This window comes from Methylobacterium sp. UNCCL125, assembly GCF_900116795.1.
In the GTDB taxonomy this organism is placed as follows: domain Bacteria; phylum Pseudomonadota; class Alphaproteobacteria; order Rhizobiales; family Beijerinckiaceae; genus Methylobacterium; species Methylobacterium fujisawaense.
On record NZ_FPBW01000027.1, the window covers coordinates 1 to 19,663 of the forward strand.

The 19,663-nt window shown below is 71.2% G+C and carries 20 protein-coding genes; 13 read left to right on the forward strand and 7 right to left on the reverse strand.

The features are described 5' to 3' along the window. The 4 genes from BM396_RS24205 to BM396_RS24220 all read right to left on the reverse strand — a co-directional run. The coding region (locus tag BM396_RS24205; RefSeq protein WP_091994985.1) for a methyl-accepting chemotaxis protein at positions 1 to 1,195 on the reverse strand (1,195 nt) is incomplete at its 3' end. 37 nt (positions 1,196 to 1,232) lie between these two features. Further along, the gene (locus BM396_RS24210) at positions 1,233 to 1,805 is read right to left on the reverse strand and encodes a chemotaxis protein CheW (RefSeq protein ID WP_043352543.1); all 573 of its coding nucleotides are present in this window, start codon (positions 1,803 to 1,805) and stop codon (positions 1,233 to 1,235) included. After that, positions 1,805 to 3,355 carry a CheR family methyltransferase gene (locus tag BM396_RS24215; RefSeq protein WP_043384474.1) on the reverse strand — a complete coding sequence of 517 codons (1,551 nt, stop codon included), beginning with the start codon at positions 3,353 to 3,355 and terminating at the stop codon, positions 1,805 to 1,807. The genes BM396_RS24210 and BM396_RS24215 overlap by 1 nt, the downstream gene beginning before the upstream one ends. 7 nt (positions 3,356 to 3,362) lie before the next feature. Then, positions 3,363 to 3,857, reverse strand: coding sequence for a chemotaxis protein CheW (locus tag BM396_RS24220; protein ID WP_043384509.1), 495 nt, complete (start codon positions 3,855 to 3,857; stop codon positions 3,363 to 3,365). Between the two features lie 206 nt (positions 3,858 to 4,063). On the opposite strand from BM396_RS24220, the gene BM396_RS24225 reads away from it, so the two are divergent. From BM396_RS24225 to BM396_RS24255, 7 genes are all read left to right on the forward strand, one after another. Then, positions 4,064 to 4,309 (forward strand): hypothetical protein, encoded by a 246-nt coding sequence (locus tag BM396_RS24225; RefSeq protein WP_051044842.1) that lies wholly within the window; start codon positions 4,064 to 4,066, stop codon positions 4,307 to 4,309. 269 nt (positions 4,310 to 4,578) lie between these two features. Then, complete coding sequence (locus BM396_RS24230; RefSeq protein WP_043352536.1) at positions 4,579 to 5,400, forward strand: DeoR/GlpR family DNA-binding transcription regulator; 822 nt, start codon at positions 4,579 to 4,581, stop codon at positions 5,398 to 5,400. Positions 5,401 to 5,484: 84 nt separating this feature from the next. Further along, positions 5,485 to 7,017, forward strand: a complete 1,533-nt coding sequence (glpD, locus tag BM396_RS24235) for a glycerol-3-phosphate dehydrogenase (RefSeq protein WP_043384471.1) — start codon at positions 5,485 to 5,487, stop codon at positions 7,015 to 7,017. A 55-nt stretch (positions 7,018 to 7,072) separates the two neighbouring features. Beyond that, positions 7,073 to 8,578: a glycerol kinase GlpK gene (gene glpK / locus BM396_RS24240; RefSeq protein WP_043384468.1), complete on the forward strand. Its 1,506-nt coding sequence runs from the start codon at positions 7,073 to 7,075 to the stop codon at positions 8,576 to 8,578. A gap of 280 nt (positions 8,579 to 8,858) precedes the next feature. Continuing rightward, on the forward strand, positions 8,859 to 9,590 hold the full coding sequence (locus BM396_RS24245) for an MIP/aquaporin family protein (protein ID WP_043352530.1): 732 nt from the start codon (positions 8,859 to 8,861) through the stop codon (positions 9,588 to 9,590). A 137-nt stretch (positions 9,591 to 9,727) separates the two neighbouring features. Further along, positions 9,728 to 10,711 (forward strand): lipoyl synthase, encoded by a 984-nt coding sequence (gene lipA, locus BM396_RS24250; protein ID WP_043352529.1) that lies wholly within the window; start codon positions 9,728 to 9,730, stop codon positions 10,709 to 10,711. A gap of 15 nt (positions 10,712 to 10,726) precedes the next feature. Continuing rightward, on the forward strand, positions 10,727 to 11,185 hold the full coding sequence (locus tag BM396_RS24255) for a type II toxin-antitoxin system RatA family toxin (RefSeq protein ID WP_043352527.1): 459 nt from the start codon (positions 10,727 to 10,729) through the stop codon (positions 11,183 to 11,185). Positions 11,186 to 11,258: 73 nt separating this feature from the next. On the opposite strand, the gene BM396_RS24260 is transcribed toward BM396_RS24255, so the two are convergent. Next, positions 11,259 to 12,476, reverse strand: a complete 1,218-nt coding sequence (locus BM396_RS24260; RefSeq protein ID WP_043384465.1) for an FAD-dependent oxidoreductase — start codon at positions 12,474 to 12,476, stop codon at positions 11,259 to 11,261. Between the two features lie 22 nt (positions 12,477 to 12,498). Next, a complete protein-coding gene (locus BM396_RS24265) occupies positions 12,499 to 12,996 on the reverse strand; it encodes a CinA family protein (RefSeq protein ID WP_043384461.1) in 498 nt (165 codons plus the stop codon). A gap of 101 nt (positions 12,997 to 13,097) precedes the next feature. On the opposite strand from BM396_RS24265, the gene BM396_RS24270 reads away from it, so the two are divergent. The 4 genes from BM396_RS24270 to BM396_RS24285 all read left to right on the forward strand — a co-directional run bounded on the left by BM396_RS24270 (position 13,098) and on the right by BM396_RS24285 (position 15,813). Continuing rightward, positions 13,098 to 13,496 carry an MAPEG family protein gene (locus BM396_RS24270; protein WP_043384457.1) on the forward strand — a complete coding sequence of 133 codons (399 nt, stop codon included), beginning with the start codon at positions 13,098 to 13,100 and terminating at the stop codon, positions 13,494 to 13,496. 105 nt (positions 13,497 to 13,601) lie between these two features. After that, the gene (locus BM396_RS24275) at positions 13,602 to 14,516 is read left to right on the forward strand and encodes a LysR family transcriptional regulator (protein WP_043384454.1); all 915 of its coding nucleotides are present in this window, start codon (positions 13,602 to 13,604) and stop codon (positions 14,514 to 14,516) included. A 120-nt stretch (positions 14,517 to 14,636) separates the two neighbouring features. Then, the gene (locus tag BM396_RS24280) at positions 14,637 to 15,383 is read left to right on the forward strand and encodes an SDR family NAD(P)-dependent oxidoreductase (RefSeq protein WP_043349397.1); all 747 of its coding nucleotides are present in this window, start codon (positions 14,637 to 14,639) and stop codon (positions 15,381 to 15,383) included. A gap of 31 nt (positions 15,384 to 15,414) precedes the next feature. Beyond that, a complete protein-coding gene (locus tag BM396_RS24285; RefSeq protein ID WP_043384451.1) occupies positions 15,415 to 15,813 on the forward strand; it encodes a (R)-mandelonitrile lyase in 399 nt (132 codons plus the stop codon). Between the two features lie 144 nt (positions 15,814 to 15,957). On the opposite strand, the gene BM396_RS24290 is transcribed toward BM396_RS24285, so the two are convergent. Further along, positions 15,958 to 17,289: a bifunctional 2-C-methyl-D-erythritol 4-phosphate cytidylyltransferase/2-C-methyl-D-erythritol 2,4-cyclodiphosphate synthase gene (locus BM396_RS24290; RefSeq protein WP_043384448.1), complete on the reverse strand. Its 1,332-nt coding sequence runs from the start codon at positions 17,287 to 17,289 to the stop codon at positions 15,958 to 15,960. A 171-nt stretch (positions 17,290 to 17,460) separates the two neighbouring features. On the opposite strand from BM396_RS24290, the gene dusB reads away from it, so the two are divergent. Then, on the forward strand, positions 17,461 to 18,486 hold the full coding sequence (dusB, locus tag BM396_RS24295) for a tRNA dihydrouridine synthase DusB (RefSeq protein WP_043384445.1): 1,026 nt from the start codon (positions 17,461 to 17,463) through the stop codon (positions 18,484 to 18,486). Then, positions 18,483 to 19,625 (forward strand): two-component system sensor histidine kinase NtrB, encoded by a 1,143-nt coding sequence (locus BM396_RS24300; protein ID WP_043384443.1) that lies wholly within the window; start codon positions 18,483 to 18,485, stop codon positions 19,623 to 19,625. Before dusB ends, BM396_RS24300 begins: the two co-directional genes overlap by 4 nt. Positions 19,626 to 19,663: the final 38 nt, after the last annotated feature.

The window sequence follows — 19,663 nt, forward strand, 5'->3', positions numbered from 1 at the left end:
CCGAGATGTCGTTGACCGTCTCGATGATGTCGCCGATCGTCTGGGTCTTCTCCGACAGGCTGACGATGTTGCCGGCCACCGCCTCCGCCTGCTCGCGGATCGCCTCCATGGCCTTGGCGGTGTCGGAGACGGCGCGCAGGCCTTGGCGGGAGGTCTGCGCGGTCGCCTGGGCGGTGGCGATCACCTCGGTGGCCCGCTTGCTGATCTGCGCGCCCGAATGGGTGATCTCGTCGACCGTCGCCGCCGTCTCCTGCACCGCCGCGAATTGCTGCTCCACCGAGGCCGCCTGCTCCTGCGCCGAGGCGCGGATCTCCGCCGCCGCCGCGTTCAGATCCGCCGTCGCCGCCCGGTTGGTCCGCGCCAGATCCGACAGACCCGCAACCATCGTGTTGAGACGCGCTGAGAGCTGACCGATCTCGTCGCGGCCGCCCGCGATCAGCTGGCCGGACAGGTCGCCCTCGCCGACGCGGGCGACAAAGGCCATGACCGACTCCAGGGGGCGCACCACCGCACGGCTGATCAGCCACGTGATCAGGAGCGCCAGCAGCACCGAGGCGGCCAGGGTCAGGTAGATCGAGAGGCGCGAGCGCTCGTAGACCGCCTGCGCGGCGCGCTGGCCCAGGGCCATGCTGCCGTCGAGTTGCGACCGGAGGTTCTTGATCCCGTCGAGGAAGGGCGCCTGCAGGCGGCTGATCTCCGCGTTGCGGGCCTCGACCGCCGCGACATCCTGCTGGGCGATGGCGGCGAACTGCGCTTCGCCCTGGGCCTTGACCTCGCGGAAGAAGCCCTGGACCGTGTTCGCCGCGGCGGCGATGCGGTCCCAGGCCGCGATGCGCTCGGCGGAAATGCCCTGCGCCCGGTACTCGCCGGCGAGCTGGATCGTCGTGGCGAGCCGGTTCTCCACCTGGGCCGCGGTCTGGCGCCAGGCCGTGAGGGTCTCGCCGGTCTGGGCCGGGCGGCCCTGAGCCTGCATCAGCATCCCGATCACGGCGGTGCGGCGCAGGAGACCGAGATCGCGCGCCTCGTTCCCGAGATCGTCGAGCTGGCGCAGGACCGTCATGTCCCGCCGGACGATCGCGTCGGTCGTGTCGCGCACCGCTCCGATCTGCTCAAGGGCGTAGAGCCCGAGCGCCACCACCACGGCGGTGATGGCGAAGAAGCCGAGAAGGATGCGTTTTCCGATCGAGAGCGACACGGGCGGGGAGGGCTCCGGTTGGGGCAGGCGGCCCGTTTCAGGGCAGGGCGCGGCGCAGGAGACGGGGGAGGTCGATGACGACGAAGTCGGGGCGGCCGTCGCCGACCGCTCCGGAGGCGGAGCCCGGCGCATAGACCGAAGCGGCCTCGTTGCCCAAGCCGTCGGGATCGACGGCGGCCTCGCCGGAGGCGGCGACCCGGGCGATGCCGAGCACGCGGTCCACCGCGAGGGCGAGGGGCTGCGGATGGGGCCCGCGCAGCACGATCAGATGACCCTCCGACCCCGCATCCGATGCCGCGTCGGGCCGGCCGAGAGCCCGGGCGAGGCTGAGGACCCCGACGATCCGCCCGGACAGTGCGATGAGGCCGTCCAGCGCCGGCACCGCGCCGGGCATCGGCGTGCAGGGGCGTGACGGGAGGACCTGCGCGACGGCTGCCAGGGGCAGGCCATAACGCTCGCTGCCGCAGGCGCAGACGAGCTGGTCGATGTCCAGGCCGGCGGCCGCCGCGACCGCACCGCGGCGGGCGAGGGCGACCGCGCGCTCGGCGCGCAGATCCCGCTCCGGCCGCGTCCGCGGCCGGGCCTCCTGCGCACTCGGGCGTGCCCCCATCAGGACCTCCTGCTGTCGGTGACGCCGAGCGCGGCGCGGGCCGCGGCCGCACTGGCCGCGATCTCGCCGGCGGAAGCGCCGTCGCCTTCGGGCAGCGCCGTGTCCGGGCCGAGGGCTTGACTCAAGGCGACGGCATTGTCGAGGGCGCGAACGGCCTCGTGCGGGCGCTGCAGCGCGATCAGCAGCAGGCCGAGGTGATAGTGCGCCATCACGAAGCCCCGGTCGAGGTAGAGCGCGGCCCGAAGCGCCCGCTCGGCCTCGGCGTCGCGCCCGAGGGTATGGGCCAGCAGCCCCTCGTAGAAGCGCAAGGCCGTGTCGGTCGGATCTCGATCCAGCGCGGTCCGCAGGGCCCGCCAGGCCGCGCCGGTCTCCCCGGCATCGGCGAGCGTGCGGATGCGGTCGAGCCCTCCCGCCTCCTCCTCGGCCGACCAAGCGTCCGGGGGCCCCGTCTCGGCGGAGATCGTCTCGGCGGAGATCGTCCCGGCTGCGGCATCGGCAGCCGGGTTCGGGGCGGGATCGGCAGCAGCGTCGACGGCCGCGTCGACGGCCGCGGCGGACGGGGTCGGGATCCGGCTGGGCTTCTGGCCGCACGGCTCCGCCCCCTGTGGCGCCGGACGGGGCGGATTCGCCGCCGGCACGGCGGCCAGGGCGAGCGGCGGCGCCTCGGGGCGAGGGCGGTAGGCCACGGTGCCGGGCAGGCTGACGGCGTCGAGGAAGCTCGCGAAGGCGGGACTCGGCTCGGCGTGGCCGAGCAGCAACCACCCGTCCGGCCGCAGCCTGCGGCCCAGACCGCGCACCACGGCGGCCACCGTCCGGGCCTCGAAGTAGATCAGCACGTTCCGGCAGAGGATCAGGTCGAAAGGCTCGCCCTGCGACGGGACGGGGGCGGCAAGGGTGAGCAGGTTGCCCCGCTCGAACCGGACCGGTCCGCGGAATTCCGGCCGCAGGGCGTAGCCGCCCTCGCGCCGGATGCCCGGAGCGGCCGGCAGACGGGTGAAGTAGCGCAGCCGGTCCTCCAGCGGCATCGTCCGCAGGGCCCATCGGCCGTACTCGGCGGCGCGGGCGGTGGCCAGCGCCTCGGTGCTGATGTCGGTTCCGAGGATCGCGACCCGCCAGTCGGGCAGGGCATCGCCGAGCAGTTCGTGCACCAGGATCGCCAGGGAATAGGGCTCGGCCCCCGTGGAGCAGCCCGCACTCCAGATGCGCAGGACGCGTTCGGAGGCCCGGGCGGCGATCAGCGCCGGCAGGATCGTCTCGCGCAGCGCCTGGAACTGCTCGGCGTAGCGGAAGAAGAACGTCTCGCCGACGGTGATCTCGGCCTCGAGCCGGGCCCATTCCGCCTCTCCCGACGCGCCGTCAGACAGGAGACCCGCGTAAGCGGCGCAGTCGGCCACGGCCGCGGCGCGGAAGCGGCGGTGCAGCCGCTCGATCAGCAACTCGTCCTTGTCGATGTAGTAATGATGGCCGGTGCGCGCGATGATCCGCGCCTTGAGGGGCGCGTAGGCGGGATCGGCACCCAGATCGGGACGGGGACTACCCGGACGGGCCATCGCGCGGTCAGACGGAGTGCGGCAGCGCGGCGAGACGTTCGGCGGCGGCCCGCGTCAGGGCGTCGACGCGGATGCGTTCCTGCGCGGTCAGGAGACGCTCCGGCGCCAGCGCGTGGACGAGGCGCTCGCCGAGGACCAGCTCGGCGGCGACGCAGCCGTTGAGGGTATCGGCCTCCTCGGCCTGCCGGATCGCGGAGTCCGGGACGGTCATGAGATCCGCCACGCGATCGACGAGATAGGCGACGGCCTCGCCCTGCATCAGCGCGAGGTGGGCGTAGAGGCCGGGCGCCGCGACCGCCGGGCGCAGGCCCAGCAGGGTCGCCAGATCGATCACCGGAATCGGCGCGCCGCCGAGATTGAGGAAGCCGAGGAGCCAGCCTCCGGCCGCGGGGGGCGTGTGGAGATCCGGGAGCGGCAGGATCTCGGCGACCGCGCTGCGGGGCAGGGCGCAGGCCGTGCCGGCGACATCCAGCAGGAGATAGGCCGAACCGCTGCTGGCCACCGCCACCCGCTCCCCTCGTGCTCGGTCGCGGCCGGGCCGGGACGGGACGCGACATAGGCCGAGTTAACGCTCCCGGCAATTGTGCGCTGCAAGGGCGGGGACTGCGGAACCAAGTCTCGTCTGGGCCGCTTATTTTCCGACGCAGCGGCAACGCGCCTGACGAGGTGCGACGCTTTGCCTGCGCCGGTCTACGCCAGGGATTGATGATGAGGAAACTTCTGTTGGCCGCCGCGTCGCTGACGCTCCTCGCGGGCTCCGCCTACGCCCAGGGTAACTCGCCCTACAACGCCTCTGGCGCGCAGGCCGGTGGCCCGCGCGGCGGCATGGAGCGCGCCGGCGAGGCCGCCGCGATGGAGCAGGGCGCCGCTCCGGCCCAGCGTCCGATGATGCGCAAGCGCATGAAGCACAAGAAGATGATGAAGCATCACCGCCGGATGCGCCACAACATGTGATCGAAGGGCCCCAGGGCGTGCCGGAGACGGCACCGCCCGGGTGGCTTGGCCTGTCGCATGCGCGGCAGGCCTTTTTTGTGCCCGCTCGCCGGCGGGCCGGGCGTCCGCGCCCCCTTGAATCATAGTTCGGACCGCCGGCGGTTGCGGGCCGGCCGCAGGCGGTCCAAGCTTGCGCGGCGGCCTTCGACAACGAAAAATGTTCGCAAACGAACATCGGCCGAACACCGATACAGCGGTGCGGCGGCCGGAGGCAACGCGAGGGAGTATCGATGTCACGACCGCTCGACCGGAGATCCGACGACAGGGTCGAGGCGACCGGCGTCGAGGGGCGACGCAGCGCCATCGTCACGGCGGTGCGGCAGCGCGGCTTCGTCACCATCGAGGCCCTGGCGACGCAATTCGGCGTCACCGTCCAGACGATCCGCCGCGACCTCAACGAATTGAGCGCCGAGGGCCGCCTGGAGCGCTACCGCGGCGGCGGCGGCCTGCCGTCTAGCGTCGAGAACATCGACTACGCCGACCGCCGCGTCACCCTGCTGCCGGAGAAGAGCCGGATCGGCCGCCTCGCGGCGAGCCGCATCCCGTCGCATTGCTCGGTCTTCATCAACATCGGCACGACCCCGGAGGCCGTCGCCCGGGAGCTGACCCGGCACGACGATCTCAGCATCATCACCAACAACCTCAACGTCGCGATCTCCTTGGCCGAGGCCACCGAGTTCCGCATCGTCGTGGCCGGCGGGACCGTGCGCAACCGCGACGGCGCCGTGCTGGGCCAGCTCACCTGCGACACGCTCAGCCAGTTCCGCGTCGACGTGGCGGTGATCGGCATCAGCGGCATCGACGCCGACGGGGCGCTCCTCGACTACGATTACGAGGAAGTCCGGGCGACGCAGACCATCCTGGCCCATGCCCGCAAGACCTTCCTGGTCGCCGACCACACCAAGTTCGGTCGTCGGCCGATGGTTCAGGTCGGGCGCCTGGAGCAGGTGGACACCTTCTTCACGGACCGGATGCCGCCGGCCGAGGTGGTCGCGCTCATGGAGCGCCAGGGCGTCACCCTCGCGGTGGCCGACAGCGCGGACGAACCGTAACGAACATCCATTTTTTCGCTTGCGAAAACACAGGGCCGTGTCAATATTATGCCAACCCGCCATCAGGGCGGCCTTGGAGGAACCATGGCGGCAGCAACGCGCCAGCGCGAGCCGTCCGACGCCTACGATCTCCTGATCGTCGGCGGCGGCATCAACGGCACCGGCATCGCCCGGGACGCAGCCGGCCGGGGCCTGTCGGTCCTGCTGGCCGAGCGCGGGGATCTCGCGGGATTCACGTCGTCCTCCTCGACGAAGCTGATCCATGGCGGCCTGCGCTACCTCGAATATTACGAGTTCCGTCTCGTCCGGGAGGCGCTGGCGGAGCGCGAACGGCTGCTGCGGCTCGCGCCGCACGTGATCTGGCCGCTGCGCTTCGTGCTGCCCCACGACGAGGGCCTGCGCCCGGCCTGGATGCTGCGGCTCGGCCTGTTCCTCTACGATCATCTGGCGCGGCTGCGGACGCTGCCGGGCTCCCACGGCGTCGACCTGCGCAGCTCCGATTACGGCGCGCCGCTGCAGAAGCGCCTCAAGCGCGGCTTCGTCTATTCCGACTGCTGGGTCGAGGACAGCCGCCTCGTCGTGCTCAACGCCATGGATGCCCGCGAGCGCGGCGCCACGGTGCTGACCCGCACCGGCGTCGTCTCGGCCCGGCGCGAGGGCGACGGCTGGGTCGCGACGCTGCGCGACGAGCGCGGCGGGACCGAGCGCACCGTCCGGGCCAGGGCGGTGGTGAATGCCGCCGGCCCCTGGGTCAGCGAGACGCTCGGCGGCACGCTGGGCATCAACAGCCGCGCGGCGGTCCGCCTGATCAAGGGCAGCCACATCGTGGTCAAGCGCCTGTTCGCGGGCGATCAGGCCTACATCCTGCAGCAGCCCGACAAGCGCATCATCTTCGCGATTCCCTACGAACGGGACTTCACGCTGATCGGCACCACCGACGTCCCCTACGAGGGCGAGCCCGGCCCGGTCTCGATCTCGCCGGAAGAGACCGACTACCTGTGCGGCTGCATCAACCGCTCCTTCGACACCAAGATCACCCCGGCCGATGTGGTCTGGAGCTATTCGGGCGTGCGCCCGCTCTACGACGACGCGGCCGAGAACGCCTCGGCGGTGACCCGCGACTACGTCCTCGACGTCGAGGACCAGGGCGGACGGGCGGCGGTACTCTCGGTCTTCGGCGGCAAGATCACCACCTACCGGCGGCTCGCCGAGCACGCGCTGGAGAAGCTGAAGCCGTACTTCCCGGCGCTCAAGAAGGCCTGGACCGGCGACGCGGTCCTGCCCGGGGGCGCCATGAAGGATGCCGATTTCGACCAGTTCCTCGCCAAGCTGAGGGCCGAGAAGCCGTTCCTGCCCGACGAGACCGCCCGGCGCCTCGCCCGCGCCTACGGCACCCGGGCCCGGGACATCGTCGGGACCGCGCAATCCATGGCCGATCTCGGCGAGGTCTTCGACGGCGGGCTCACGGCGGCCGAGGTCGATTACCTGCGCACCGAGGAATGGGCCGTGACCGCCGAGGACATCCTCTGGCGGCGCTCCAAGCTCGGCCTGCGCACCAGCGCGGACAGCGCGGCGCGCCTGACCGCCTACCTCGACCGCAAGGCCGAGGCAGCCTGATCTTTTCGGCCCCGATCCGGCGCCAGACCGGTCGGGCATCACAGGGGAGGGAACGATGAGCCGTTACGTCGGGGCCATCGACCAGGGCACCACGAGCAGCCGCTTCATCGTGTTCGACCGCGAGGGCAGCGTGATCGCGCTGGCCCAGGCCGAGCATGCGCAGATCTACCCGGCGCCGGGCCATGTCGAGCATGACGCCGGCGAGATCTGGACCAAGACGCAGGCGGTGATGCGCGAGGCGCTTGAGAAAGGCGGGCTCCAGCCCTCCGATCTGGCGGCCGTGGGCATCACCAACCAGCGCGAGACCACGCTGATCTGGGACCGGACGACCGGCAAGCCCCTACACAATGCCCTGGTCTGGCAGGACACCCGCAACGACCGGCTGGTGGGCGAGTTTGCCCGCGACGGCGGCCGCGACCGGTTCCGGGATCTCACCGGCCTGCCGCTGGCGAGCTATTTCTCCGGACTTAAACTCCGCTGGCTCCTCGACCACGTCGCGGGGGCCCGGGAGAAGGCCGAAGCCGGCGACGTGCTGTTCGGCAACATCGACACCTGGCTCGTCTGGAACCTGACCGGCGGGACGGCGGGCGGCCTTCACGTCACCGACGTGACCAATGCCAGCCGCACGCAGCTCATGTCGCTCAAGACCCTCGAATGGGACGACGGCATGCTTGAGACCTTCGGCATCCCGCGGGCGATGCTGCCAAAGATCGTCTCGTCGAGCGAGGTCTACGGGGAGACCAAGGCGCCCTTCGCCGGCGTGCCGATCGCCGGCATCCTGGGCGACCAGCAGGCGGCGCTGTTCGGCCAGACCTGCTTCGCGCCGGGCGAGGCCAAGAACACCTACGGCACCGGCTGCTTCGCGCTGATGAACACCGGCACCGAGCCGGTCCCGTCGAAGGCCGGCCTCGTCACCACGCTGGCCTACCGCCTCGACGGGCAGAAGCCGGCCTACGCCCTCGAAGGCTCGATCGCCATCACGGGTGCCCTGGTGCAGTGGCTGCGCGACAACCTGCACATGATCAAGGATTCCGCCGAGGTCGAGACGCTCGCCACGACGGTCGAGGACAACGGCGGCGTCTACTTCGTGCCGGCCTTCTCGGGGCTCTACGCCCCGCACTGGAACGAGGGTGCCCGCGGCCTGATCATCGGGCTCACCCGCTACGTCAACCGGGGCCACATCGCCCGCTCGGTGCTGGAGGCGACCGCCTTCCAGACCCGCGAGGTGCTGCAGGCCATGGCCAAGGATTCCGGCATCCCGGTGAAGGAGCTGCGGGCCGATGGCGGCATGGTCGCCAACAACACGCTCATGCAGTTCCAGTCCGACCTGCTCGACGTGCCGGTGGTGCGCCCGAAGGTGGCCGAGACCACCGCGCTCGGCGCCGCCTACGCGGCGGGCCTCGCGGTCGGCTACTGGAAGGGGCTCGACGATCTCAAGCGCAACTGGGGCGTCGACAAGCGCTGGACGCCGAAGATGGATGCCGGCCAGCGCGAGAAGATCGCCGCGGCCTGGGGCCGGGCGGTGCAGCGCTCCTTCGACTGGAAGACCGACGAGGATTGACGAACGGCTCTCGGGCCCGTGCGCGGGCTCGGGGTCCGTCGTGATCCGATCCCGCCCGCCGCGACCTCATCCTGAGGTGGGGCGCAGCCGCCTCGAAGGAGGCCTCCACAGATCGCGCGGCCGGCTGGAGGCTCTTTCCAGGCGGCCGCTCCGCGCCCGAATCTCAGGATGTGGGTGAAGACCGGAAACGGTCGGACATTCGGTGACCGCCTTCGGCGGCCACACGCTCGCACAAGCTTTTAACTCTTACAAAAAAGCAGCGAACGGGGGAGACAAGACTATGACATCACCATTCCTGGGCGAATTCCTGGGTACGATGACCTTGATCGTGCTCGGCGACGGCGTGGTCGCGGGCGCCCTGCTCAAGCACTCCAAGGGCGAGAATGCCGGCTGGATCGCCATCACGGCAGGCTGGGCCTTCGCGGTCCTCGCCGGGGTGTTCGTGGCCAACGCCACCGGCAGCGCCGACGCCCACATCAACCCCGCGGTCACGGTGGCGGGCGCCGTCAGTTCCGGCGATTTCAGCAAGCTTGCCACCTACATTCCCGCCCAGATGCTCGGCGCCTTCGTGGGCGCCGTGATCGTCTGGCTCCACTATCTGCCGCATTGGGGCGCGACCCAGGATACCGGCCTCAAGCTCGCCTGCTTCTGCACCGGTCCGGCGATCCGCGACGCCAAGGCCAACTGGCTCTCCGAGATCATCGCGACCTTCTTCCTGATCCTGACGATCTCCGCCCTCGTGACCACCACGCTAGGTTCCGCGGGGGCGATCCCGCGGGGCGTCGCACCCTACATGGTCGGCATGCTGGTCTGGGGCATCGGCCTGTCGCTCGGCGGCACCACCGGCTACGCCATCAACCCGGCCCGCGACCTCGGGCCGCGCATCGCCCACGCGGTCCTGCCCATCGCCGGCAAGGGCTCCTCCGACTGGGGCTACGCGCTGATTCCCGTGGCCGGCCCCGTGGTCGGGGCCGTGCTGGCCGGGCTGTTCGTACGCCTGCTCGGGATCTGACGGAAATCCCGCACCCTCAACCGCCGCGGGGCGGCCCGGCGTCGCGGCGGTTTGCGGCGCGACGCCTTGGGCCTTAAGTCAGGGCGATCCCGACCGCGCCCACTGGCGCCTCCCCGCGGTGTGGCAGCCCCCGACCCATGGCCGTCGTCCTCGACATCCTGAAGAACGATCCGCGCACCGCGCGCCTGCGCCATCCCGAGAAGGCGCACCGGCCCGACCAGCCCGTCCAGGCCAAGAAGCCGGACTGGATCCGCGTGAAGGCGCCCGGCTCCAAGGCCTGGACCGAGACGCAGAAGATCGTGCGCGAGCACGGCCTCGTCACGGTCTGCGAGGAGGCCGGCTGCCCCAATATCGGCGAGTGCTGGGAGAAGCGGCACGCCACCTTCATGATCATGGGCGACACCTGCACGCGGGCCTGCGCCTTCTGCAACGTCCGCACCGGGCTGCCCGACGCCCTCGACGCCGCGGAGCCCGAGAAGATCGCCGATTCGGTGGCGAAGCTCGGCCTGCACCACGTGGTGATCACCTCGGTGGACCGGGACGACCTGAAGGACGGCGGCGCCGAGCACTTCGCCCGCACCATCGCGGCGATCCGCCGGGCGAGCCCCGGCACGACCGTCGAGATCCTGACCCCCGACTTCCTGCGCAAGGACGGGGCTCTGGAGGTCGTCGTCGCCGCCAAGCCCGACGTGTTCAACCACAACCTCGAGACGGTCCCGGCCAAGTACCTGACGGTGCGGCCCGGCGCCCGCTACTTCCACTCGGTGCGCCTGCTCCAGCGGGTGAAGGAGCTCGACCCGACGATCTTCACCAAGTCCGGCATCATGGTCGGGCTCGGCGAGGAGCGGAACGAGGTGCTCCAGCTGATGGACGACCTGCGCTCGGCCGACGTCGACTTCCTGACCATCGGCCAGTATCTACAGCCGTCGAAGAAGCACCACGAGGTCGTGCGCTTCGTGCCGCCCGACGAATTCAAGGCCTACGAGACCACCGCTTACGCCAAGGGCTTCCTGCTGGTCTCGGCCACACCGCTCACCCGCTCGTCGCACCACGCCGGCGAGGACTTTTCGCGCCTTCAGGCGGCCCGCCTCGCGAAACTGTCGCCCGCGCTCTCGGCCTGAGGAAATCCCAACACCATGCCGTCCTTCCGGGTCACCCGCGCGGTGAAGCACACGCCGCAGCAGATGTACGACCTCGTCGCCGACGTGGAGCGCTATCCCGAGTTCCTGCCGCTCTGCGAATCCCTGCGGATCATCCGCCGCCAGGACATGCCCGACGGCGGCCAAGTGCTGATCGCCGAGATGGGCGTGGGCTACAAGGCGATCCGCGAGCGATTCACCACCCGGGTCACCCTCGATCCCGCGAACCTCAAGATCGTGGCCGAGTATATCGACGGTCCGTTCCGGCATCTGGAAAACCGCTGGCTTTTCAAGGATGCGCCGAACGGGGGGTGCAACGTCGACTTCTTCATCACCTACGAGTTCAAGAGCCGCACCCTGGGGCTCCTCATGGGCACGATGTTCGACCGGGCCTTCCGCAAGTTCACCGACGCCTTCGAGGGGCGCGCCAACCGGATGTACGGCGCCGGAGCATAGGCCGCACCGTCAACGCGCTGCGAAGCCCGCAGGGCCGGCCCTGGATGGCTCCGCCGCGTTCGGGGAAGGGGCGTCAGGCGCGCAGCGGCGCACGCACGTGCTCGGGCCGCACGCCCATGCCGATCATCCGCGCCGGCAGGACCTGCAGTCGCGGCAGGGCATCGAGGAGGCGCAGCGCCAGGGGCGCCCGGAACGGCGCATCGGCCGCGAGGGACGCGGCGATCACCCGGGACTGGATCATCCGCTGGAGCGCCTGGGTCGCCCGGACCGGGAACATCCGCCGGGCCTGGACCCGGGCGAGATCGGCCTCCGAGAGCCGGCCGGCCCGCAGGGGCTCGACCAGGAGGTTGGCCGCCGCCACCGCATCCTGGATCGCCAGGTTGATCCCGACGCCGCCCACGGGCGACATCGCGTGCGCGGCATCGCCGATACAGAGCAGCCCGGGTCGGTACCAGCGGTCGAGCCGGTCGACGGTGACGGTCAGGAGCTTGACGTCGTCCCAATCGGCGATGGCCGCGGTGCGGTCGGCCAGGAACGGCGCGATCGCCGCCACCGCCGCGCGGAAGGCCGGCAGGCCCTTCGCGCGGAGCTCCGCGTCGCCGCCCTTCGGCACCACGTAGGCGCATTGCCATAGGTCGCCCCGGTCGAGGGTGATCAGGATCCGCCCCGGACCGAACCGTCCGGCCGCCGCCTCCGGGTCGCCATCCCGGCGCGGCAGGCGGAACCACAGCACGTCGATCGGCGCCCCGAAGGCCCGGGGCGTAAAGCCCGCGCGCGCGCGCATCCGCGAGTGACGGCCATCCGCACAGAGCACGAGATCGGACCGGATCTCCACCGGCCTATCCGGCCCCTCGGCCCGCACGCCCGCGATCCGACCATCCGCCTCGATGAGATCGCGGGCCTCGGTCCGGCGGAGCAGCCGGAACCCCGAATACTGGGCCGCCGCGCCGGCCAGAAAATCCAAAAAGTCCCATTGCGGCATGAAGGACAGGAAGCGGTTCCGGGTCGGCAGCCGGCTGAAATCGGCGACCCGGTAGCTGCGTCCGTCGACGACGCCCGAAAAGGTCTCGACGCGCCGCTGGGGGAGGGCGCGGAAGCGCTCCGTGAAGCCCAGCTCGTCCATCAGGTCGAGGGTCGAGGGGTGGATCGTGTCGCCGCGGAAGTCGCGCAGGAAATCCGCGTGCTTCTCCAGGACGGTCACGTCGATCCCGGCGCGGGCGAAGAGCAGTCCGGCCATCATCCCGGCCGGGCCGCCGCCGACGATGCAAAGGCGCGTCGTCACCCTGTCCATGGACGTCCCTCCCGGGTTGCGGTCAGCCGCGAATGGCCTCCTCCAGAAGGCCGAGGGCGTCGGCGACCGCGGCGCAGCGGATGCCCGCGCGTCCGAGATCGCCGTAGCGACGCTCCAGAAGGCGGATGCCGCCCTCCCGCTGGGCGAGGCCGAAATGCACGAGTCCGACCGGTTTCTCGGCGCTGCCGCCGCCGGGTCCGGCAATGCCGGTGATCGCCACCGCGACGGAGGCCCGCGATGCGGCGAGCGCGCCCGCGGCCATCGCTCCCGCCACCGGCGCGCTCACGGCACCGTGCTGGCGGATGAGATCCATCGGCACGCCGATGGATTCGGCCTTGGCCTCGTTCGAGTAGGTGACGAACCCGCGCTCCACGACGGCCGAGGAACCCGGTACCGCGGTCAGCAGGCCCGCCACGAGCCCGCCCGTGCAGGATTCGGCCGTGGCGATGGTGCGCCGGGCCGCCGTGAAGGCCGCCACCAGCGCCGCGGCCCGCGCGAGAAGCTCTGCGTCTTCGATCATCGCGAACGGGCTCCCGTCGGGCGGCCGCGCCCTATCTCGTGTTGTGACCCAAGGCCGAGCCCGGCTCAAGGACCGGCGGCCGCCATCGGAGACACCCATCCATGATCTTCCCCGCGACCACGGCCGTCTTTGCCGGGCTGCTCGCCCTCGTGTACCTCGGCCTCTCGGGCTGGGTGATGGCGAGCCGCGTCTCCGGCAACGTGCTGTTCGGGGACGGGGGCGACGAGACGATGCTCAAGCGCGTCCGCTCGCACGCCAATTTCGCGGAATACGTGCCCCTGGCGCTCATCGTCATCGGCCTTCTGGAGGCGAGCGGCGGCGGCCACACTCTGGTCCAGGCCCTGCTGATCGCCCTGCTGGTCGGCCGGATCCTGCACCCGATCGGGATGTTCGCGCCCCCGAACTCCCCGCGCCAGTTCGCCTGCCGGGGCGGCGGCATCCTGCTAACGATGGCGGCTTTGGCCATCGCGGCGATCGCGCTGCTGCTGCGGGTGGCCTAGGGCCGGCGGTCGCACGGCTCGGCAGCCTCGGGGGCTGCTTTCGACACGGCGCAGTCGGGATGCGGCACGACTTGCTTTCCCGCGCGCCGGCCTTCCACTGCCTCGATGCGCATCAATCGGACCGAGCTCGCCGATCTCGGAACCTTCCTCGCCATCGCGCGCCATCGCAACTTTCGGCGTGCGGGCCTGGAGCTTGGCGTCAGCGCCTCCGCGTTGAGCCACGCGCTCAAATCGATGGAGGCGCGCCTCGGGGTGCGGCTGGTCAACCGCACCAGCCGCAGCGTCACCCTTACCGCGGCAGGGGAAGATCTGCTCGCGTCCCTGGATGCGCCTTTCGCAGCGATCGGCTGCGCACTCGACCTGCTCAATCAGCACCGCGAGCCGGCCAAAGCCACAGGCCGGATCCGCCTCAATGTGCTCGAACATGCGAGCACGCTGCTGCTCGCCCCTGTGCTGCCCCTCTTCCACGAACGCCATCCGCGGGTCGAGATCGACGTCCGGGTGTCCAACGACCTGCTCGACGTGGTGGACGCCGGAGCCGATGCGGGCATTCGGTATGGCGGAACGGTTCCCCAGGACATGGTGGCACAGCGCCTGTCGGCCGATCTGCGCTGGGTCGTGGTCGGTCGGCCGTCCTACCTTGAGCGCCACGGGACGCCCGATCATCCCCGCGACCTCGCGGCTCACCGATGCCTGCGCATCCGCCTCGGCGACGACAGCCTCTACCGATGGGAGTTCGAGAGGGAGGGCGAGGCGATCGCGCTCGACGTTCCAGGGGCGGTCACGCTCGACAACACGCAATTCGCCCTGACCCTGGCGGCGGCGGGCGGCGGGCTTGCCTATCTTCCGGAACCCTGCGTCGGACCGTCAGTCGCCCGCGGCGAGCTACGCATCGTGCTGGCAGACTGGGTCGTCGCGGGGGCCGGCTTCCACCTCTACTATCCCGGACGTCGCCAGTTGCCGACGGGATTGCGGCTCCTCGTCGACCTGATCCGCGAGGTGAGACCGCTTGGCCTGTAAGGCCAATGCCATTCGGCGATGAACTCCGCTCATCGCCTCATTGAAGGGGACACGGCTGACCCGAACGCTGCGCGATGTCTACGTCAGGCCCCTCATCGAGGTCAGCGAGGACATCAGGACATGCGCCGTTTCCCAGGAAAGGTCGCTTTCGTCACGGGCGCCGCCAGCGGCATCGGCCGGGCTACCGCCATCGCCTTCGCGAGGGAGGGGGCTCAGGTCGCGATCACGGACCGCGCCGAGGCGCCGCTGGAAAAACTCAGGGCCGAGATCGAAGCGGACGGCGGCGCGGTGCTGGCGATCCGCTGCGACGTGTCGGTCCCGGCGGACGTGGAAGCAGCGGTGGCCAGCACCGTCGCGCAGTTCGGCCGCCTCGACTGCGCCTTCAACAATGCAGGCATCGAGAACAAGGCCGCTCCGGTCCACGAGATCGCTCTGGATGAGTGGGACCGGATCCTCGACGTCAACCTGCGCGGCACATTCCTGTGCATGAAGCAGGAGATCGCTCAGATGCTGCGCCAGGGCAGCGGCGTGGTGGTGAACACCGCGTCCGGTGCGGCCATCAGGGGCGTGGCGGGAGGGGCGAGCTATGCCGCCTCCAAGCACGCGCTCATCGGCCTCACCAAGTCCGCCGCCCTCGACTATGCGAAGTCGAACATCCGGGTGAACGCCGTCCTGCCGGGGAACATCGAGACGCCGATGATGGACCGCTTCACCGGCGGCGATATCCAGAAAGCCATCGCTCTTGAGCCGGTCGGGCGACTGGGCAAGCCCGAGGAGATCGCGGACGCCGTCCTATGGATGTGTTCGGACCTTGGTTCGTTCGTGACCGGCGCGTCGATCTCGGTCGATGGAGGCTGGTCGCTCTAGGCGACGTCCGGAACGCAGGAGAATCGGACCGATGGACATCAAGCGCAGCGGAAGCCAGCCGTCGGGTCAGGGACCGTCCGCGTGGTTCACCGGCACGGTCCGGATCGACCCACTTCACAGCGCCCCCGATCCGGCCCGGGTTGCCATGGCGAGCGTGACCTTCGAGCCGGGTGCGCGCCCGGCGTGGCACACACACCCGCTCGGCCAGACGCTGATCGTCACGTTCGGGCGCGGGTGGGTCCAACGTGAAGGCGGCCCCATCGAGGAGATCGCACCGGGCGACGTCGTCTGGTTCGAGCCGAACGAGCGACACTGGCACGGAGCGACCGCGTCCACGGCGATGACACATATCGCCATCCAGGAGCGCCTGGACGGCGAGGCGGTGACGTGGATGGAACAGGTCACGGACGGAGCGTACGACGGTCCCTGAGCCCGTGATGCGAAGTCCGCCTTTGACGTTCGGCCGCCGACGGCAGACCGTCGCAACGCCACCCAGGGCAGCGCCTCCGAGGGTCGCGCCGCCGATCCACACCCGAGGCTTCGGGCTCGATGGGCCGCCGGCGCGCCGACGACGTCAGCCCTGCCGCATCGCGGTCTCGGCCTGCGCATCGAGGGCGGGACCGTCCTCCTCGGGCAGCCGCACGGTCGCGGCGGCCTGGGCGGCGAGGCCTTCGGCCCGGCCGACGAAGCCGAGCTTCTCGGTGGTCGTCGCCTTGATGGAGACCGCCGAGAGCGGCACGCCCGCAATGGCGGCGATGCGCGCGCGGATCTCTTCGCGGTGCTTCCCGATGCGCGGCGCCTCGGCCAGCACGGTGATGTCGAGGTGGTCGATGCGGCCGCCGCGGGCACGGACCAGCCCGCAGGCATGGGCCAGGAACTGGTCCGAGGACGCCCCGCGCCAGCGCTCGTCGGAGGGCGGGAAATGGGTGCCGATGTCGCCGTCCGCGATGGCGCCGAGCAGCGCATCGGTCAGGGCGTGCAGCGCCACGTCGCCGTCGGAATGGGCGAGGACGCCCCGATCCGCGGGGATCTTCACGCCGCCCAGCCAGACATGGTCGCCGGTGGTGAAGGCGTGCACGTCGAAGCCGGTGCCGAGGCGGGTCACGTAGGTGGTCATGGCGCGGGCTCCCGGCGCTGGCAATTCGGTGGTCTCGGTCGCGAAGGCGCGGTCCGCCTCGATCAGGTCGGCGGGCTGGGTGATCTTGCGGTTGGCGACGTCGCCCGCAAAGACCACCACCGGCAGGCCGGCCCATTCGGCGAGCGCGCCGTCGTCGGTGAAGCCGTCGAGGCCCTGCGCGGCGGCGTCCCGGTGGGCGGCGAGCAGCGGACCGAAGGTGAAGGCCTGGGGCGTCTGCACCGCGCGGAGGTGCTCCCGGGGCGGCGTCTCGTGCACCCGGCCGATGCCGGGCGCGATATCGACGACGCGCTTGACCGTGTCGGTCACCGGGACGCCGGGTACGGCCGCGCCGTGATCCCGCCCCGCCGCGATCGCCCGGGCGATGAGCGCGGCGTCCACGTAGGGGCGCGCCGCGTCGTGGACTAGAACGATCTCGGGCGCCGACCCGACCGCCAGGGCTTCGAGCCCGGCGCGCACGGAGAGCTGGCGGGTCGCCCCGCCCGCCACCGGCGCCGTGATCTTCGCGCGGATTGCGGGTGGAAGTTCGTCCAGGCAGTTCCGGAAGAAGTCCGCCGCGTCGGCGGCGATCACCGGCTGGATGCGCGCGATCCCGTCATCCGCGGCGAGGGCCGCCAGGGTGCGGGTGAGGACCGCCTGTCCGCCGACCCGGCGGTACTGCTTGGGCGTGCCGCCGCCGATGCGGATACCGCGGCCCGCGGCCACCACCACCGCGGCGACGCCGGCTCCCGCGCTGACGGGTCCGATGGCTGGCGTGCCGGTGGCGGACATGGGCGACGAACTCGTGAGGGCCTGAGGAGCGGAGGGGCGGCCGGCGCGCGGGCCAGCGCTGCCGCCGGAAGCCTGCCGCAGAGGGTGCCTGTCGTTTAAGCGGGGGAGGGCCCGAAATCAACGCGCGGTCCCGCTTGCCAGCGGGCCGGGCTTGCCTCATTGTTGTGCAGAATGACGACTGACCATTATTTGAGCGCGCTGCGCCGCGAAGGTGCGAAGGCCGGAGCGGCAGACGCCGCCCCGCTCTGCCTGCTTGCCCCGCTTTCGGGCGTCACCGACCTGCACATGCGCCGCATCGCCCGCCGCTGCGGCGCCGACGCGGTCATCTCCGAGATGGTGGCGGCGCGGGAATTCACCCGCGGCTCCTGCGAGGCCACCCTGCGCGCGGAAGGCTCCGGCGTCGACCTGCACGTGGTCCAGCTCGCGGGCTGCGAGGCCGCCCCGATGGCGGAGGCGGCCCGGCTGGCGGAGGCCGGGGGCGCCCACGTGATCGACGTGAACATGGGCTGCCCGGCCAAGATCGTCACGGGGATCGCGTCAGGCTCGGCGCTGATGCGCGACCTCGACCACGCCGAGCGCCTGCTCGCGGCCGTGCGGGGCGCGGTGTCGGTCCCGGTGACCGTGAAGATGCGCCTCGGCTGGGACGACGCGAGCCGCAACGCCGCCGATCTCGCCGCCCGCGCCGAGCGGCTGGGCCTCAACGCCGTGACCGTCCACGGGCGGACCCGGCAGCAATTCTACAAGGGCCGCGCCGACTGGGCGGCGATCCGCTCGGTGGTCGCGGCGGTGTCGATCCCGGTGATCGCCAACGGCGACGTGACCGACCTCGCCAGCGCCCGGGCCTGCCTCGCGGCGTCCGGGGCGGCGGGGGTGATGATCGGCCGGGCGGCGACCGGCCGGCCCTGGCTGGTCGGGCACATCGCGTCGGCCCTGGCCGGGCGGCCGATGCCGGAACCGGCACGGGCCGATCAGGCCTCCCTGGCCGCCGAGCACTATGCGGGGCTCCTGTCGCTCTACGGCCGGGACATGGGCGTGCGGCACGCGCGCAAGCACCTCGCCGCCTATGCCGAGACCGGAGGGGCGCTGGACCCGGCCGAGCGCGCGGCGCTGCTCACCACCACCGATCCGGCGACGGCCCAGGCCCTGCTGGCCCGGGCCTTTGCGGGCTCGGCGGATCCTGTCCAGGAGGCCGCGTGAGCGACGATTCCCTCCCGCAGGCGACCGGCAGCCGGCGCGACACCGCCGCCGAGGCCGTGCTCAACGCCCTGCCGCTGCCGGTCCTGACCATCGGCGGCGACGAGCAGATCCTCCACTGCAACCACGCCGCGGAGGCCTTCTTCGACTATTCGGCGCGGCTGATGCAGCGCCGGCGGCTGCGCGACATCATCCCCTTCGCCTCGCCGATCATCGCCCTGGTGGCCGAGGTCCGGCGGCGGCGCGCCAGCGTCAGCGAGTACCGGGTCGAGCTGACCCAGCCCCGCCTCGGCCTGGAGCGCAGCGTCGACGTGTTCGCGACGCCGCTCGGCGACGATGGCGACGCCGTGGTGATGATGCTCCAGGAGCGGACCATCGCCGACAAGATGAACCGCCAGCTCACCCATCGCGGGGCGGCGCGCTCGATGGTGGCGCTGGGCGCGATGCTGGCCCACGAGATCAAGAACCCGCTCGCCGGCATCCGCGGCGCGGCGCAGCTCCTGGAGAGCACCGGCGCCGAGGAGGACCGGCTGCTCACCCGCCTGATCTGCGACGAATCCGACCGGATCGTCCGCATCGTCGAGCGCATGGAGCTGTTCGGCGACGAGCGCCCCTCGGATCGCGGTGCCGTCAACGTTCACGGGGTGCTCGATCAGGTGAAGCGCTCGGCGCAGTCGGGCTTCGCGCGGCATATCCGCTTCATCGAGACCTACGACCCGTCGCTGCCGCCGGTTCTCGGCAACCGCGACCAGCTGATCCAGGTGATCCTGAACCTCGTGAAGAACGCCGCGGAGGCGATCGGCCCGGACGCGGTCGAGGGCGAGATCACCCTGTCGACCGCCTTCCGCACCGGCCTGCGCCTGCAGGTGCCGGGCTCCCGCGAGCGGGTCAGCCTGCCGATCGAGGTGGCCGTGCGCGACAACGGCCCGGGCATCTCGGCCGACCTGCTGCCGGACCTGTTCGATCCGTTCGTCACCACCAAGGCACAAGGATCCGGCCTCGGTCTTGCATTGGTGGCCAAGATCGTCGGCGATCACGGTGGGATCGTCGAATGCGATCCTGCCCCGCGCCGCACGGCGTTCCGCATCCTTCTGCCGATGTCGAGTGCCCGGGACGGGCGCGAATCGGCGGTCGATCCGTGATGTCGATCCCCGAATCCGGCCCCCCGTCGGAGGTCTGA